10 protein-coding genes and 8 pseudogenes are annotated in these 15,182 nt (G+C 61.2%); 9 read left to right on the forward strand and 9 right to left on the reverse strand.

Annotated elements, in window-relative coordinates:
• Window positions 1–66: 66 nt before the first annotated feature.
• Window positions 67–1,395, reverse strand: coding sequence for an IS4 family transposase (locus CBM2586_RS31415; protein ID WP_012354713.1), 1,329 nt, complete (start codon window positions 1,393–1,395; stop codon window positions 67–69).
• 475 nt (window positions 1,396–1,870) lie between these two features.
• On the opposite strand from CBM2586_RS31415, the gene CBM2586_RS31420 reads away from it, so the two are divergent.
• Both CBM2586_RS31420 and CBM2586_RS31425 read left to right on the forward strand, forming a co-directional pair.
• A complete protein-coding gene (locus CBM2586_RS31420) occupies window positions 1,871–3,283 on the forward strand; it encodes an extracellular catalytic domain type 1 short-chain-length polyhydroxyalkanoate depolymerase (RefSeq protein ID WP_306414580.1) in 1,413 nt (470 codons plus the stop codon).
• Window positions 3,284–4,015: 732 nt separating this feature from the next.
• Window positions 4,016–4,253: pseudogene (locus CBM2586_RS31425) on the forward strand (IS110 family transposase); the annotation flags it as partial.
• Between the two features lie 40 nt (window positions 4,254–4,293).
• Here the strand turns inward: CBM2586_RS31425 and tnpC are convergent.
• The 3 genes from tnpC to tnpA are packed head-to-tail and all read right to left on the reverse strand — an operon-like array spanning window position 4,294 to window position 6,604.
• On the reverse strand, window positions 4,294–5,865 hold the full coding sequence (tnpC, locus tag CBM2586_RS31430; protein ID WP_012354710.1) for an IS66 family transposase: 1,572 nt from the start codon (window positions 5,863–5,865) through the stop codon (window positions 4,294–4,296).
• A gap of 29 nt (window positions 5,866–5,894) precedes the next feature.
• Complete coding sequence (gene tnpB, locus CBM2586_RS31435) at window positions 5,895–6,242, reverse strand: IS66 family insertion sequence element accessory protein TnpB (protein WP_012354502.1); 348 nt, start codon at window positions 6,240–6,242, stop codon at window positions 5,895–5,897.
• A complete protein-coding gene (tnpA, locus tag CBM2586_RS31440) occupies window positions 6,242–6,604 on the reverse strand; it encodes an IS66-like element accessory protein TnpA (RefSeq protein ID WP_012354501.1) in 363 nt (120 codons plus the stop codon). Before tnpA ends, tnpB begins: the two co-directional genes overlap by 1 nt.
• 87 nt (window positions 6,605–6,691) lie before the next feature.
• Here tnpA and CBM2586_RS32355 point away from each other — a divergent pair.
• Window positions 6,692–7,111, forward strand: a pseudogene (locus CBM2586_RS32355) (transposase); the annotation flags it as partial.
• Window positions 7,112–7,208: 97 nt separating this feature from the next.
• Here CBM2586_RS32355 and CBM2586_RS31450 read toward each other — a convergent pair.
• Together CBM2586_RS31450 and CBM2586_RS31455 are read right to left on the reverse strand one after the other, a co-directional pair.
• Window positions 7,209–7,478 (reverse strand): annotated as a pseudogene (locus CBM2586_RS31450) (IS66 family transposase); the annotation flags it as partial.
• Window positions 7,479–7,635: 157 nt separating this feature from the next.
• Complete coding sequence (locus CBM2586_RS31455) at window positions 7,636–8,598, reverse strand: IS5 family transposase (RefSeq protein WP_012354594.1); 963 nt, start codon at window positions 8,596–8,598, stop codon at window positions 7,636–7,638.
• A 53-nt stretch (window positions 8,599–8,651) separates the two neighbouring features.
• On the opposite strand from CBM2586_RS31455, the pseudogene CBM2586_RS31460 reads away from it, so the two are divergent.
• A pseudogene (locus CBM2586_RS31460) lies at window positions 8,652–9,077 on the forward strand (transposase); the annotation flags it as partial.
• 117 nt (window positions 9,078–9,194) lie between these two features.
• Here CBM2586_RS31460 and CBM2586_RS32605 read toward each other — a convergent pair.
• Window positions 9,195–9,728 carry a hypothetical protein gene (locus tag CBM2586_RS32605; RefSeq protein ID WP_012354773.1) on the reverse strand — a complete coding sequence of 178 codons (534 nt, stop codon included), beginning with the start codon at window positions 9,726–9,728 and terminating at the stop codon, window positions 9,195–9,197.
• Window positions 9,677–10,117: an ATP-binding protein gene (locus CBM2586_RS31465; protein WP_240619763.1), complete on the reverse strand. Its 441-nt coding sequence runs from the start codon at window positions 10,115–10,117 to the stop codon at window positions 9,677–9,679. Before CBM2586_RS31465 ends, CBM2586_RS32605 begins: the two co-directional genes overlap by 52 nt.
• A gap of 213 nt (window positions 10,118–10,330) precedes the next feature.
• Here CBM2586_RS31465 and CBM2586_RS31470 point away from each other — a divergent pair.
• Window positions 10,331–11,416 (forward strand): annotated as a pseudogene (locus tag CBM2586_RS31470) (DDE-type integrase/transposase/recombinase).
• 135 nt (window positions 11,417–11,551) lie between these two features.
• On the opposite strand, the gene CBM2586_RS31475 reads toward CBM2586_RS31470, so the two are convergent.
• On the reverse strand, window positions 11,552–11,695 hold the full coding sequence (locus CBM2586_RS31475; RefSeq protein WP_198053012.1) for a hypothetical protein: 144 nt from the start codon (window positions 11,693–11,695) through the stop codon (window positions 11,552–11,554).
• Window positions 11,696–11,791: 96 nt separating this feature from the next.
• Here CBM2586_RS31475 and CBM2586_RS31480 point away from each other — a divergent pair.
• From CBM2586_RS31480 to CBM2586_RS31490, 4 genes and pseudogenes are all read left to right on the forward strand, one after another.
• Window positions 11,792–13,293: pseudogene (locus tag CBM2586_RS31480) on the forward strand (IS21/IS408/IS1162 family transposase).
• A 7-nt stretch (window positions 13,294–13,300) separates the two neighbouring features.
• Complete coding sequence (gene istB, locus CBM2586_RS31485) at window positions 13,301–14,056, forward strand: IS21-like element ISRme9 family helper ATPase IstB (RefSeq protein WP_012354650.1); 756 nt, start codon at window positions 13,301–13,303, stop codon at window positions 14,054–14,056.
• 111 nt (window positions 14,057–14,167) lie between these two features.
• A pseudogene (locus tag CBM2586_RS32750) lies at window positions 14,168–14,370 on the forward strand (hydrogenase small subunit); the annotation flags it as partial.
• A 3-nt stretch (window positions 14,371–14,373) separates the two neighbouring features.
• Window positions 14,374–15,159: pseudogene (locus CBM2586_RS31490) on the forward strand (hydrogenase small subunit); the annotation flags it as partial.
• Window positions 15,160–15,182 lie beyond the last annotated feature (23 nt).

The raw sequence follows: 15,182 nt of genomic DNA on the forward strand, positions 1-15,182 counted from the left end.
AGTCTCCCCCAAAGTTTATCTTCGCATACGAAAATGGATCCTTTGACGCATTTCCTTATACGGAAGTCATGACTCTTCCCTCAGTGTTTGAATAGTGAGCGCGGCGTCCATGGTTCGCTGCATGCCGATCCAGATCGTCTTGGCGCCGGGCTCGCCATCGTTCTTCCGCCCAAGGAACCCGCCCAGGGAAGCAACCAACCGAATCATCTGATTGAGTGTGACCGGTGTCTTCGGGCGAGCTTTCTTGGAGAGCACGTATGCCCCCCGAATCTCGTCGGCATCGAAGAACAGCGACGCATCCAGATCCGGACAGGTTCTGCCCAACCGCATCAGGCGGGCAATGCGCCATGCCACCACCATATACAACGCCAAGGCCCGCTCCACACGATCCATGTGCGATAGCTGTAGCGCCTCGACCTTGCAGCCGGTCTTCAGGACATGGAAGAACATCTCGATCTCCCACCTTGCCCGATACCATTCAACAAGTTCGTTGACCGCATCAGCGTCCTGCGCTTCTCGGTTCGTCACCAATCGCCAAACCACTGGCTTGACGCCTGCGGGCGCTTCGATCTCCCTTGCCGCCACACAGGTGAACTCCGCTCCGACCAGACCCGGCAGCTTCATACGCTGGGCGCGTAGTTCCTGTTTGACCTCGCGCGCCTTCTGGCCTGCTCGCCCTGGCAAGATAAAGGTGATTTCCCCGAGTACCGGGCTGGCGTCGACGCTATCCCACAACTTGCCGCCCTCGGCCAGGTTGCGGTTGTGTTGGCTGCGGATCAACCAGTCGGCCGGTTGGCCAAGTTCCTGGGCGCGCGCCATCAACTCGGCAATATCACCCTCGCGGTCTGTCACATACACCAGCCGTGTCTGCGGCAATAGCGCGGCTTGCTCCGCAACCCGTTCATATCCTTCAATCCAGCGTACGCTTTCCTTGATCCCGCCCCGGTTGCCATCGGCGTCCTTGGGCTCCCGAGCCCACATCCAGGCATCGATCACCCCCAGCGGCTCGCGGTCAGGCGTCACCGCGTAGGTCGGATGCAAAAACATGCCCCGCTGGGCTTCATAGGTCAACGGACCCAGCCCGTCGATCTCCTGGCCATTAAAGTTCAATTCGGTTGTATCAGCGATGCACAGCACCACCGGAAACTGCGCGGCCCTCGCTGCAGTGCGCTCCCAATGCGGCTGCATTACGTCCCGCCAATCGATCTGCTCATTGCCGAGAAACCGATATGCCGCGATGGTTTGCGACCAGTCATCGCATGCGCCGGGGATGCTCGCCGTCGGCAGAGCCGCAAACCGCTTGAGCAGCTCCTTGGCGCGCCGATCCCGCCCCGGATCACCAAGATCCAGACTCTCGAATTCCTCGTCCACCCATGCCCCCGACTCGTTGCTCATTGCTGCGCGAAAATCCGAGAGTAAACGCGAGTCTGGCGAAGTTAACAACCCCCTTACCTCGAAATTCCCGGGACTTCAAGCTCCAAGCCTCGCCGCGGAGACGGTCCTACTTCCGTATAAGGGGATGCCCCTAGCCTGCTTACTCCGCCATGGATATCGTCTGATTCAATGGTGGGTGCGATTCACGCGCTGGTGTCCATGGTCTGTCGGGGCTGCGAACCATTGAACTAAGTGTAAACGAGTGGTTGACTTTGCCTCGATGCCCTTCCTAGTATGAAACATGAATCATGTATCATGTTAAAGGCGGAGCGAAAGCCTGTCATAAATTAAGCAGTTGTCCTTAAAGTGCGAACCGGCTTGTTGCAGACCCCTTGGGTCAGGGCATTGCTGTGACTCGAAGAAATCAAAAAAGGGAGACACTATGCTGAGAAAGCGTTGGCGATACTTCGCGACCGGGTTAGTCACTCTTGCGACGATGCTGGGAGCGTTTTCGCTGCATGCAGCGACGGCGGGTCCCGGAGCGTGGAGTAGCGAGCAGACGTGGGCATCGGATGCCGTCAATGGTGGAAACCTGACCGGCTATTTCTATTGGCCGGCGAGCCAGCCTTCCACGCCCAATGGCAAGCGAGCTCTAGTTCTAGTGCTACACGGATGCTTGCAGACTGCCTCCGGCGACGTGATCAATAATGCCAGTGGGACCGGGTTCAACTGGAAATCGATTGGCGATCAATACGGTGCTGTCATTCTTGCGCCTAACGCAAGCGGCAACGTGTACTTCAAGCATTGCTGGGACTATGCGAATGCGTCGCCAAGCCGAACCGCTGGACACGTGGGCGTACTGCTGGATCTAGTCAACCGCTTTGTTGCCAATGCCCAGTATGCGATCGATCCCAATCAGGTATACGTGGCGGGCCTATCCTCTGGAGGCGGCATGAGCATGGTCCTGGGCTGCATCGCCCCGGACATTTTTGCCGGCGTTGGCATCAATGCCGGTCCGACGCCGGGAACCACGACGGCCCAGATCGGCTTCGTACCTAGTGGCTATACCGCGACGACGGCAGGCAATAAATGTAAGCAATGGGCCGGATCCAACGTGGGTAAGTTCACCAGCCAGATTGCCGGCGCCGTATGGGGAACCTCGGACTACACGGTGGCGCCGGCATATGGCCCGATAGCAGCCTCGGCCTTCCGCCAGCTCTACGGCGGCAGCTTCACCCAGGGATCTAAGGTATCGATAGCAGGGGGCGGCACAAACACCCCTTATATCGATAGCAATGGCAAAGTGCGCACCCACGAAATATCGGTCGCGGGCATGGCACACGCATGGCCCGCTGGAACTGGCGGCAACAACACCAACTATGTCGATGCCACGCATATCAACTACCCTGACTTCGTGATGGACTTCTGGGTTAAGAACAATTTGCGTGCTGGAAGCGGGTCTGGACAGGCGGGTTCGTCGCCGACTGGGCTGGCGGTCGCCGGGACGACCCTCAACACAATATCGCTGTCGTGGAATGCCGTAACAAACGCCAACAGCTACAACCTTTACCGCAATGGCACGAAGGTGGGCTCGAGCACGTCGACGAGCTACACCGATTTGGACTTGATAGCGGGTACTACGTACAGCTACACTGTGACGGCGATCGACGGCACAGCAGGGGAAAGCCAGCAATCTGCTGCTATCTCGGCAACAACAAAGACGAGTTTTTCTTGTACGGCGACCACCGGCACAAACTATGCGCACGTGCAAGCCGGTCGGGCACACGATGTCGGGGGGGGGGCTTACGCGAATGGCTCGAACCAAAGCATGGGATTAAATAATCTTTTCTATATCAACACTCTGGCTGAGACAGCCGCCGGATACTATGTGATTGGCAATTGCCCATAAGCAGCGGCACGATTGGAGTTGGGGGAGGCAATCTGTCAAAACAAACTTCTGAGAGAACTCATTGAAGCTATGTACGCGCCGTTCGGGAGGCGACCCCAGCTGCATTGGAAGCTTCCCCGATTCGCTACGTCCAATCCGCGCTCTGCACACGCTTCTGCAGGTCGGCCTGAAGCTTTCGATCAGCTTTGGCGAGGATCCCTTCGGCTCAGCCCAGGGAAATCAGTTTGGTTATAGCGTAGTCCTTCTGTCCAGCTTCGCTAAACGTTGGCACGTCGGGAGTGTCAGCGTGTATGCCGTATCGGTGACGGCCAGTGCCAGCCTCTGGCTGTGGGACTGCGGCCGGCGTTGGCCCTGCAGTCAATAAGGGAATGCTTGAGGCGGCTCCACGAATGGAGCGACCCCCTGAAAAGCCGGACACAGTCCCCACTTACAATAGCTGGTTGGGTGCGCTTGCGAAGCATGAGGCTCGGTATATCGGGCGCAATGCATTCGTTTCATCATTGTCCAACCACGAGTCTTGATTCCACGGTAGCGGACCCGCCGTGCGACCGGCGGTAGGCTGGGAGCGCGCGTGTTGCTGGCAACGGCGGCGTGCGAAGGTGCTCTGACAATGTAGTCCGACAGTGGGCAATATCGCGAGGTGTTGCGTAGAGGCTCCGAGCAGCGATGTGGCTCAGACGCTAGGCTGGCTGGTAGGAGCAACACATGTGAATCGCAGATAAACGATGCCCCGAGGCGATCTGCGAGGAGGCGTCACAACCCTCTATGCGGTTTGTCACACAGCGAACGGAGTCGCAACAAGTTCTATTGGCATTGCACCGTGTTAGGGATTCGATTATTCGCGACAGGCTGGGCACTACTAGAACGTGCATTTCTTATAGAGTTCGACATAAGCCTGCCGCTGGGCGGCACCGTGATGAAGCGCCTGCCAGCCGTCATTGCAGAACATTTGCTTCCGCCGCAGCTAGTAGGTAAGCGAGTAGCCAGTACCGTCTTGACGGCCGCAGCAGTTACGCTGGCGTAACCAGTTGCTCAGTGACGACCCACGGCATGAGTTCGTCGACGCGGTTGATCGGGTGATCCGCGATGCGTGCGAGCACGAAGCGTAGGTAAGCCTCGGGATCGACGCCGTTGAGTTTTGCCGTGCCGATCAGGCTGTAAATTGCAGCGGCGCGTTCCCCACCTGAGTCAGCACCCGCGAACAGGTAATTACGTCTTCCGATGGCCACCCCGCGCAGCGCACGTTCGACCGGCAGGTTGTCGATCTCCAGTCGTCCGTCGTCGCAATAGCGCGTGAGCGCCTCCCACCGGTTCAGTGCGTACAGGATCGCTCGACTCGTGTCAGATTTGCGCGAGAGCGTCTCCAACGTGGCTCTCAGCCACGCGTGGAGTTGATCGAGTAGTGGACGCGCTTGCGCCTGTCGATACGCCTGGCGCACATCGGGTGGTTTGCCCCGGATCTGCTCTTCGATCTTGTAGAGCGCGCCGATGCGTTCCAGGGCCTCGGTATTCAAGGAATTGGGGCGAGCTGCATACAATTCGTAGAACTGCCGCCGGGCATGGGCCCAGCACGCTGCTTCGGCAACCCGTCCCGTTTCGTAGATCGCCTGGTAGCCGCCGTAGGCATCGGCCTGCAACGTCCCGTTGAACGATTCAAGATGCTGCTGCGGGTGGATGCCCTTGCGGTCCGGCGTATAGGCAAACCAGACGGCCGGCGGAGTAGCATCGCCCGACGTCCGGTCGTCACGCACATACACCCACAAGCGTCCAGTTTTAGTCTTGCCATTGCCTGGCGCGAGCACCGGCACTGGCGTATCGTCGGCATGGAGCTTCGTCGCCGCCATGACGTGTCGACGCAGTGTGTCGACGAGTGGTTGCAGCAGCGCCGCACTGTGACCAACCCACTTCGCCAGCAACGAGCGATCCAGCTCGACGCCTTCACGCGCATAGATCACCGACTGTCGGTAGAGCGGCAGGTGATCCGCGAACTTCGCGACCAGCACGTGGGCCAGCAGTCCCGGGCCAGCCATGCCTCGCTCGATGGGGCGGCTCGGCGCAGCAGCCTGGGCGATGTGATCGCAGCATGAACACGCCAGCTTGGGTCGCACATGCCGGATGACCCGGAAGCTCGCTGGCACATATTCGAGCTGTTCGGAGACATCCTCGCCAAGCTGCTTCATCGGCGCACCGCATGCCGTGCAGGTATCACGTGATTCGGGCCAATGAGTCTGGAACTCGCGCGGCAGGTGTTCTGGCAACGGCTTACGTTGTACCTGTTCCGGTGCCGTACGCGGCGTCCTGTGGATCTCGATGGGTGCGGCACCTTCGTCGGCCTCGAGTTCTTCTAGGCGAAGTTCGAGCTGTTCGATCTGGCGGTCCAGCTTCTCCGAGCGACGGCCGAACTGCATGCGGCGCAGCTTTGCAATCAGCAACTTGAGATGCTCGATCTCCGCCTTGTCCGTTGCCGTCGCTGCCTTCTGCGATTCGACCACGTCTTGCAGATGCCCGATGCGGGCATCGCGCTCCAGCAAGAGGGCTTTGAGCGCTTCGATGTCGTCCGGGTACGCGTTCGCCGTCGTCATGCCAGCAGTCTACGCGCCGGCACTCAGGTTTACAACGCCGAGATCGGCTCCGCCGTGCGCACCGGCTGTCGCCAGTCGATGCCTTCCAGCAGCATTGAGAGCTGCGCCTGGCTCAGGCTGACGACACCTCCATCCGCACGAGGCCAGACGAAGCGGCCGCGTTCAAGCCGTTTCATCAGCAGACACATGCCATCACCGCTCCACCAAAGCACCTTGACCAGATCGCCTCGTCGGCCACGGAACACAAACACGTGGCCGCTGAACGGGTCCCGCTCTAGCACGGTCTGCACCTTCGCGGCCAGGCTGTTGAAGCCAGAGCGCATATCGGTCACACCAGCAGCCAGCCACACCCGCGTTCCAGCGGGAAGGCCCGGCATCACGAACCCACTCCCAGCAAGCTCGCCAGCACGAGCTGCAGGACATCAGGCTCGGGCTTGCCTTCGAAACTCACACGCATGCCACGACATTCGATGACGAGCCCGGTCGATCCAATCGGCTCCGGCCTCGGCGGCGATGCTATCTGAACGGGCAGGAATAATTCCGAAGGCTCGGATGCTGACGTCGCAGCTCGCTCATAATCCCGCCGCCACTTCGACACGAGATTCGCGTTCAGGCCATGCGAGCGCGCAACTTCTGCCAGTGAGCTTGCCGGGTCCAGCGTTTCCGCCACGACCTGCGTGCGGAATTCCTTCGAGTAGTTCTTGGAGCCTCGCCGGCGACCCCGCGCCTTGATTTCCATTTCTTCTGGTTCCCACCAAATTCTGGTGGGAACCAGATTGCCGCCTATGGCTCTTCATGAACAGACGGTGCTGGGGCCACGCTTACGCTAGTAGAGAGCCTCGAGCGCCTCCACACCCACTACAAGTATATCGATGCACAGATTGCGGAGATCGACAAAAAACTCGTACGTTAGCTTGCCGCCGACGATTTTGGGCAGCGTCTAATGAGGATCCTGGCATTGGGGTTCATTACTGCGAGCGTGCTATCAGCAGGAGCGGGTGACGGAAAGCAGTACCGCAACAGCCGAGATTTTGCGGCATCGATTGGCGTTGTGCCACGTCAGTACGTGCAGGCGGGAGAGCCAATCCGCTGGGGATCAGCAAGCGAAGAGAAAAGAACACCCGACGGCTGCTCTTACAATGTGCGCGGTCGGCGCGTAGACACTAGAGCGTGGTGGCTTGCGCCTTGACCAACAAGCTAGCTCGAGGCATGGGCTATCGCTGCGAAGCACACTCCATTCGATGCTTTTAATCGCCGGCCAGCCGCTGCCTGCATGAAACAAGAGAAGTCAAGGTCCGGTCGTAACCGTCCGACGGTCAGCGTTCTTGACGAGAGGGTTACCTTTAGGTGGCGGTTGAGCGGATCTGCTCTGCGACGCGATTGACGGGGTGGTCGGCGATGCGCGCAATAACGTGGCTCAGGTAGGCCTCGGGGTCGAGACCGTTCAGCTTGGCTGAGGCCACCAGCGAATAGATAGCGGCGCCGCGTTCGCCGCCACTGTCGGAGCCGAAGTGCAAGTAGTTCTTTCGACCGAGAGCAACAGCCCGCAACGCCCGCTCCGCGGCGTTATTGTCGATCTCAACGCGACCATCGCTGGCATACAGCGTTAGGGATACTCTGCACAAACGCGAATCGAGTGTGCTTGGCCGTTTAACAGGAAGCTGAATGCGCCACGACGCCAACCTATCAGCTCGGAGCGAAGCTATCTCGCACGCGCGAAGCAGCATTCGCGGGCTGCGCGCGAGGCATCGGCGTGAGCCAGAAACGCGCTCATGCCCCGGCAGCCAGCAGTTTGCCGCGCGCCATCCACAAGTTGGACAGTGCGAACAAGGTCATGAGTTGCGCGGTGTTCTTCCTCAGCCCTCGATAGCGGACCTTGGTGTAGCCGAACTGCCGCTTGATGACCCGGAACGGATGCTCGACCTTGGCCCGGATGCCCGCCTTGATTCGCTCGACCTGATCGACGAGCGCGCCAAGTGGTTTGCTTTGGTCCAGGACGCGACGTTTGCCTGGCTTCATCGCTACGTGCCAGTTCACGCCCGCCCGCGCGTCCGGACGCTTCTCCACGCCCTGATAGCCCGCATCGCCGAACGCGTCGGTTTCCTCGCCATGCAGCAGGCTGTTGCCCTCAACCACGTCGTTGACCTTGCCCGCCGTGCCCCGCACCGTGTGCACCAGCCCGCTTTCGGCGTCCACGCCAATGTGCGCTTTCATGCCGAAATACCACTGGTTTCCTTTCTTGCTCTGGTGCATCTCTGGGTCGCGTTCGCCCGACCCATTCTTGGTCGAACTCGGTGCGCTGATCAGTGTCGCGTCCACCACCGTGCCCGCGCGCAGCATCAATCCCTTGTCGCGAAGGATGTCGTTGACCAGCGCGAGGATCTGAGCGGCCAGCTTGTGCTTCTCCAGCAGGTGACGGAACCGCAGGATGGTGCTCTCGTCGGGCAGCCTCACCGTCCAGTTGTCCAGCCCGGCGAACTCCCGATACAGCGGCACGTCGTGCAGCGCTTCTTCCATCGCCGGGTCCGACAGGCCGAACCATTGCTGAAGGAAGTGGATGCGCAGCATTGCCTCGACCGCGAACGGGGGACGGCCGCGCTTGCCTTCCGGGGCGTACGGAGCGATCAGCATCACCAGATCGGCCCATGGCACCACACGGTTCATCTCGTCCAGGAATTCGCGCTTGCGGGTGCGCTTGGTCGACAAGTTCAGTCCAAGGTCAGTTTGTTTCATGCGCCACATGCTCGCTGGCTCGACGATTCATTGCAAGCACATCCGCCGGCTAATTGTGCAGAGCATCCTTAATTGCCGACTATATCCCTGAGAACCTGATTTGTCCATCTCGTGAAGGGTCATATGATGGCGGAGGCCGTTCAGGATGCCTCGATGTCATTCAAGAAGGCCCCTGATCAAACGCGCCCTGGTTACGAGCTGGGTCAACACCTGAGCTACCCGCCGGGCGCGCAGCGCCAGCCGGTCGGCTAATCAGCGCAGCCCAATGGCAAGCGCGCCAAGACCGTGCTAACCGAAGATGGCCGCTGCGGGTCGACATTCCGCGCGACCGCGACGGCTGCTTCGATCCGATCCTGATGCCCAAGCACCAGCGGCGCTTCACCGGGTTAAATAACAAGATCATCGCCATATATGTCCGTGGCATGACCGTGCGCCGAGATCCAAGTCTTCTGGCACATACGAACTTCACCGCCATCGCGCGAGCGGCGGAGAAGCCGTCAAGGTAAATGATGGAGCCGGAGCGAGCCGCAGGGGCGGCTCGCGGTGATGGCCATCACGCCTGTTGATCGCGATGGGGTGGATTGTTGATGGGCCTGCTAACGCCGCTGCTCACGCCGAGATTTTCGGGGCGGAGCTTGCTCGGCTAGTTGCAGTTGCGATTGGGCATGACGCCGGATCTGCACGAGGTAGTGCGATTCGACGAGCATCACAAGTTCATGGAAATAGTCCCGGACCGCTGCGGCGTCTGCGTCGGTTAGCTTGGGCAGCATTGGTCCGAGCCGGGGAAGAAAGGTCAGGTCTGTCATCGGATTCTCAGCGATTGCCGCGGCGGCTCTGGTATGCGGTATAGGTTTGAGGTAGAGCTTCTCGTCGATCTGCGACAGTTCGCATTGCGCGGCGGGGGCCAACAGTTCGCTGGCTAGGTTCATCAAGAGGCGATGGTTGCCGGCGGCGTGTTCGCCCAGGGTCTGGCGCAGCGGTTCGGTCATCAGGCTCGCGCTGCCGGCGCTGTCGAGCAAGTGGCTCCGGCATGTCTGTTCCATCGCCAGACGCGCGCGGATCCGGCTGTCCAGGGGGATCAGATGGTCGCGGGTGGATTTCTCACGCAGGCGGGCATCGCCGGCGAGCACAACGCACAGCAGCGCCGATGCCAGCAGGGCAACTCCGACAGCACCGGCGCGCTCATCCCCTGGGCTTCGTCGATCAGCAGCACGCAGCGACGGCGGCTGGCTTGCAGATGCGCCAGCCAGCGTCCGCGCTGGGCCTTGAAGCCGCCCCAGCGGTTCTGCGACTCGATCGGCACCGCAAGGATGTCGCTCAGCTCCCGGTAGAAGTCGGACAGGCTGCTTTGCGGGTGGTTAATCGAGCCCATGGAGCAACCATGGCAAAGCCGCTTCGCGTGCCAGGCCGTGCTCGATGCGCCATCGAGTTTGGGGTTCAGGAAGACCGCTTTGACGGGGATGTCCTGGGCGAAGGGATTGAACTTGAGGCCATACAAGGCCAGCAGATTTGGTTGCATCATGGCTTCGTAGGCGGAGTCGGGTCCGCCGGGCCGCCCAATTCCAGGATCGCCTCGCGGACCGGATGCGCGATCCGCTCCTGCGCATGGCGGCGGCTGTGGGTCCGCGAGCCCGCGGGCGCCTTCATTGGCGTAATGCTCGATCTACTTCCCCCGCGGCAGAATAGATGTCGCCCCGATAGAGTCTAAACCCTGGGGCGATAAGAGAGAGAAGTGGCTCGTTACGGACAAGCATTCAAGGACCGGGCGGTAGCACGGTTGTTACCGCTGGAGAGTGCGGTGGTGGAAGTGGTTTCAAGGGAATTGGGTGTGGCAGTGGCCACGCTTGAGCGCTGGCGTGCAGACGCTATGTCCATGCCCGCTCGCGAGCGGGCATGGACAGCGGCGGCAAGGTTTGAGGCGGTGCTGGCGATGGCGGCGATGGACGAGGCCAGCAAGAACGCCTGGTGCCGTGAGAACGGCGTGTATCCGCAGGAGTTGGAGCAGTGGCGCACTGCCGCCACGCAGGCGCTGGCTGAGCCAGAGGCCTGGCCAGCGAATCGAGCTTCGGTCGAGTGCTGCGCGCCCATGGGCAGACCCGGCACCGACGACGCGCCAAGGCGCCGCGCCAAAGCCGTCCGCCCACCACGCACGTGGCCACCGGGCCACGCCAACTGTGGTGCTGGGACATGCCTATTTGCCGGCCGAGGTCGCCGGGCGCTGGTTTTATCTGTATCTGATCCTGGACGTCTACAGCCGCAAGATCGTAGGTTTCGAGGTCCACGATCGCGACGATGCCGACCACGCGGCGCATCTAGTCAAACGCACGGCGCTGGCCGAGGGTATTCACGCCTTGGCGGCCAAGCCCGTGCTGCATGGTGACAACGGCGCCACGCTCAAGGCCACTACGGTGCTGGCGATGTTGTTCTGGCTGGGCGTCAAGCCTTCGTATTCGCGTCCACGGGTGAGGGACGATAACGCCTTTGTGGAGAGCCTCTTCTGCACGGCCAAGTACCGGCCGGAGTTCCCGTCCAAGGGCTTTGCCGATCTGACTGCGGCGCGTACGTGGGCGGCGCACTTTGCACTGGTACAACATGAGCACCGGCACAGCGGCATCCGCTACGTGAGCCCGGCATAGCGCCACGCCGGACAAGACACCAACATTCTGACGTTCAGGCTCGTGAGCGCAATCTGCGTCGTTGGTCACGCCACACACCAGATTGGTCGCCAATTGGGACGGTCACGCTCAACCCCGAGCGCGATGTTGTGGTGCCCAGCAGAGTCATCCCAGGCGCGGAATACCAGCGTTTGGTTGCATGAATGAGGCAACATCTACCTCGACGCGCGCCGACTTGTAGTCGGTCTCGCGCTGATGCCATAGCGCTCGCAAAGCGAGCTATTGCTGTCCGAGTGCGTATTTCGGGGCGCTTGATCAGCGATTTCGGGGGAACGTGATCACCTGTTTCGGCGGGAAGCTGCTCGCTGGTTTCGGCGGAACGTGATCACTTCGACGACGCTGCCGAAATCGGTGATCACGATCCCGAAACGAGTGATCACGTTGCCGAAATAGGTGATCAAGCAGCCGAAACGGGTGATCACGCACCGTAATGGGGCCGGGCAAGGGCTGGGGGTGGGACTGCGCATGGACTAGAACGCCGGCGATACGCTGCTTCCTTTTTGCAAGGAAGCAAGCTGATGCCGGCCAACCGGATGACCATGCGCAAGATCAAGGAAGTGCTTCGCCTGAAATGGGCGTGTGGCCTTTCGCACTGGCAGATCGCTAGGGCGACGGGTGTGAGTGTTGGTGCCGTTTCGCAGTACGCGGCGATGGCGAAGGCAGCGGGGCTGGATTGGGCGCAGGCGGATAGCCTGAACGAGGATACGCTGGAGTCAGCGGCTGTTCGGCGCACAGAAGCCGGCCAACAGCCCGGGCGGACGGGTGACGCCGGACTTCCCCTACCTGCACCGCGAGCTGCGCCGCAAGGGCGTGACACTGCAGTTGCTGTGGGAGGAATACCTGGACGCGAATCCCGGGGTCCCCATTTACCAATACACGCAGTTCTGCTGCCGTTACCGGGACTGGGCAGCGACACTCAAGCGGTCCATGCGCCAGCAGCACCGCGCCGGCGAGAAGCTGTTTGCGGACTTCGCAGGTCAGATGGTGCCGATTCTGGACCCGGAAGGCGGCCTTGCGTTTGAAGCCAGCATCTTCGTCGCTGTGCTTGGCGCGTCGAATTACACATACGCGTGCGCCACCCGGGGGCAGACCACCGCCGACTGGATCGGGGGAATGGTCTGTGCGATGGAATTCGCCGGCGGCGTGCCTGAGCTGCTTGTGCCGGACAACCCGGGAAGACTTCGTTCATCACTACGGCACGGCCATGCTGCCGGCACGGCCGCGCAAACCGCAAGACAAGGCCAAGGTCGAGACCGGCGTGCTGATCGTCGAGCGGTGGATCCTGGCGCGGCTGCGCAACCATCGCTTTTACAGCTTGGGCGAGCTCAACAAGGCCATCAAGAAGCTCGTCGCCGACCTGAATGACCGATCGTTCAAGAAGCTGCCTGGCACGCGCCGGGAGTGGTTCGAGCGGTTGGACCGGCCAGTGTTGCGACCGCTGCCGCCGCGGCGCTACGAAGTTGCAACGTTCAAACAATGCCGCGTCAACGTCGACTACCACGTCGAGATCGACGGTCACTACTACAGCGTGCCGCATGCCCTGGTGCGAAAGGCGGTCGAGGCTCGCGTAACCCGCCACACCATCGAGATCCTGTACGGTGGCAAACGGGTGGCGCTGCACGCGCGCAATACCCGCAAGGGCAGCCACAGCACGGTCAAGGAACACATGCCGGTGGCCCACCGCGCGCACCTCGAATGGACGCCCGGCCGGCTGCTCAACTGGGCAGCCTCGATTGGGCCCAACGTCGCCGTCATCGTCGAATACCAGCTCACCCACAAGAGCCATCCCGAGATGGGCTATCGCGCCTGCCTGGGTCTGCTGAGTCTGGCCAAGAAGTACAGCAAGGAGCGGCTCGAAGCCGCTTGCGCTCGCGCCGTCGCCATTGGCTCGCTCACGCGTAAGTCTGTGGTCTCCATCCTTGAAAACCATCTGGACCGGCAAGCCACTCTGCCGGTATCGCAAACCGAGTGGCATTCCCCCATGCACGACAACGTGCGCGGACCCGACTACTACCATTAGGAAAACTATGCTGATGCAACACACCGTCGGCCAGCTCAAGGCCCTCAAGCTCGACGGGATGGCGCGGGCCTTCGAGGAACAGTCTGCCCTGACCGCCAGTTCCAGCCTGCCGTTCGAAGAACGCTTCTCCATGCTGGTCGACCGGGAGATTGCTTGGCGCGACACCAGGCGCCTGGAGCGGCTGCTGCGCTCGGCCAAGCTCAAGCACACCCAGGCATGCCTCGAGGATGTGGTCTATGACGGCAGTCGCGGCCTTGATCAGCGGCTGGTCGCTACCCTGGCCAGTTGCGACTGGATCCGCAACGCTCAGAGCCTCATCCTGACCGGGGCGACCGGTGCCGGCAAGTCCTGGTTGGCCTGTGCGTTTGCTCAGCAGGCCTGTCGACAGGGATTCTCTGCTCTCTATCTGCGGGTGCCTCGACTGTTCGAGGAACTGCAGATCGCCCACGGCGACGGGAGCTTTACGCGCCGCCTGGCGCAACTCGCACGCATCGATGTTCTGGTGCTGGACGACTGGGGCCTACAGGAGCCTTCTGAAAGCGCTCGCGGCGATCTGCTGGAAGTTCTGGACGACCGCGTCGGTACCCGCTCGACCATCGTGACAAGCCAGCTCCCGATCGAGCATTGGCACCAGTGGTTGAATGATCCGACGCTGGCTGACGCCATCCTGGACCGGCTGGTCCACCAGGCGCACAAGGTGGCGCTCAAAGGCGAATCCATGCGCAAGCGCACGGCAACCGACGCCAAGAAACGGGCATCGTGATCACCTACGCTACAATCTCCTGACCGCGCAGTACCACCTTCCTTCCCTGATCACGTTCGCCGAAACCGCTGATCACCTTCACCGAAATCCGCAACTCTGGATACTTGAAGGATGGAAACCTGCTATGAGGTCATGCGACGACAAGGCATTTCGCGACGCACCTTCCTCAAGTATTGTATTGCTCGCTCACGGCCACCTCGCTCGGGTGGGCCCCGACGTTCGGGCCGCAGATCGCACACGCCATGGAGACCAAACCGCGCACGCCGATGCTGTGGCTGCATGGGCTGGAATGCACTTGTTGTTCGGAGTCGTTCACTATCCTCGAGGAGGTCATTGTTAAGTAGAAGGGCAACTACATCCTAGCGGTGGAAGGCAACCGTCCGCTGAACCAGGTGGGCATGAGTTGCATCATCGGCGGGCGCCCCTTCATCGACCAGCTCAAGCATGTGGCCAAGGACGCCAAGGCCGTCATCTCCTGGGGCTCCTGCGCATCATGGGGCTGCGTGCAGGCCGCCAAGCCGAACCCGACGCAGGCCACGCCGGTGCACAAGGTGATCACGGACAAGCCCATCATCAAGGTGCCCGGCTGCCCGCCGATCGCCGAGGCGATGATTGGCGTGATCACTTACATGCTGACCTTTGACCGTATCCCTGAGCTGGACCGCCAGGGCCGGCCGAAGATGTTCTACAGCCAGCGTATCCACGACAAGTGCTACCGCCGCCCACACTTCGATGCCGGCCAGTTCGTCGAGGCCTAGTACGACGAATCCGCGCGCAAGGGCTATTGTCTCTACAAGGTCGGTTGCAAGGGTCCGACCACCTACAACGCCTGCTCGACGACGCGATGGAACGAGGGCACGAGCTTCCCGATCCAGGCCGGCCACGGCTGCATCGGCTGCTCGGAAGATGGCTTTTGGGACAAGGGCTCGTTCTACGACCGCCTCACCAACATCCACCAGTTCGGCATCGAGGCCAACGCCGACAAGGTCGGCGGCGCGGCGGCCGGAGTGGTCGGCGCTGCCGTGGCAGCCCACGCGGCCGTGTCGGCCATCAAGCGTACGGCTCAGAAGAAGAACCAAGGCACCAGCGGCGCCGAGCATTGAGCCGCGCTGACCAGATTCAAGAG

It is taken from the genome of Cupriavidus taiwanensis (genome assembly GCF_900250115.1).
GTDB lineage: Bacteria > Pseudomonadota > Gammaproteobacteria > Burkholderiales > Burkholderiaceae > Cupriavidus > Cupriavidus taiwanensis_B.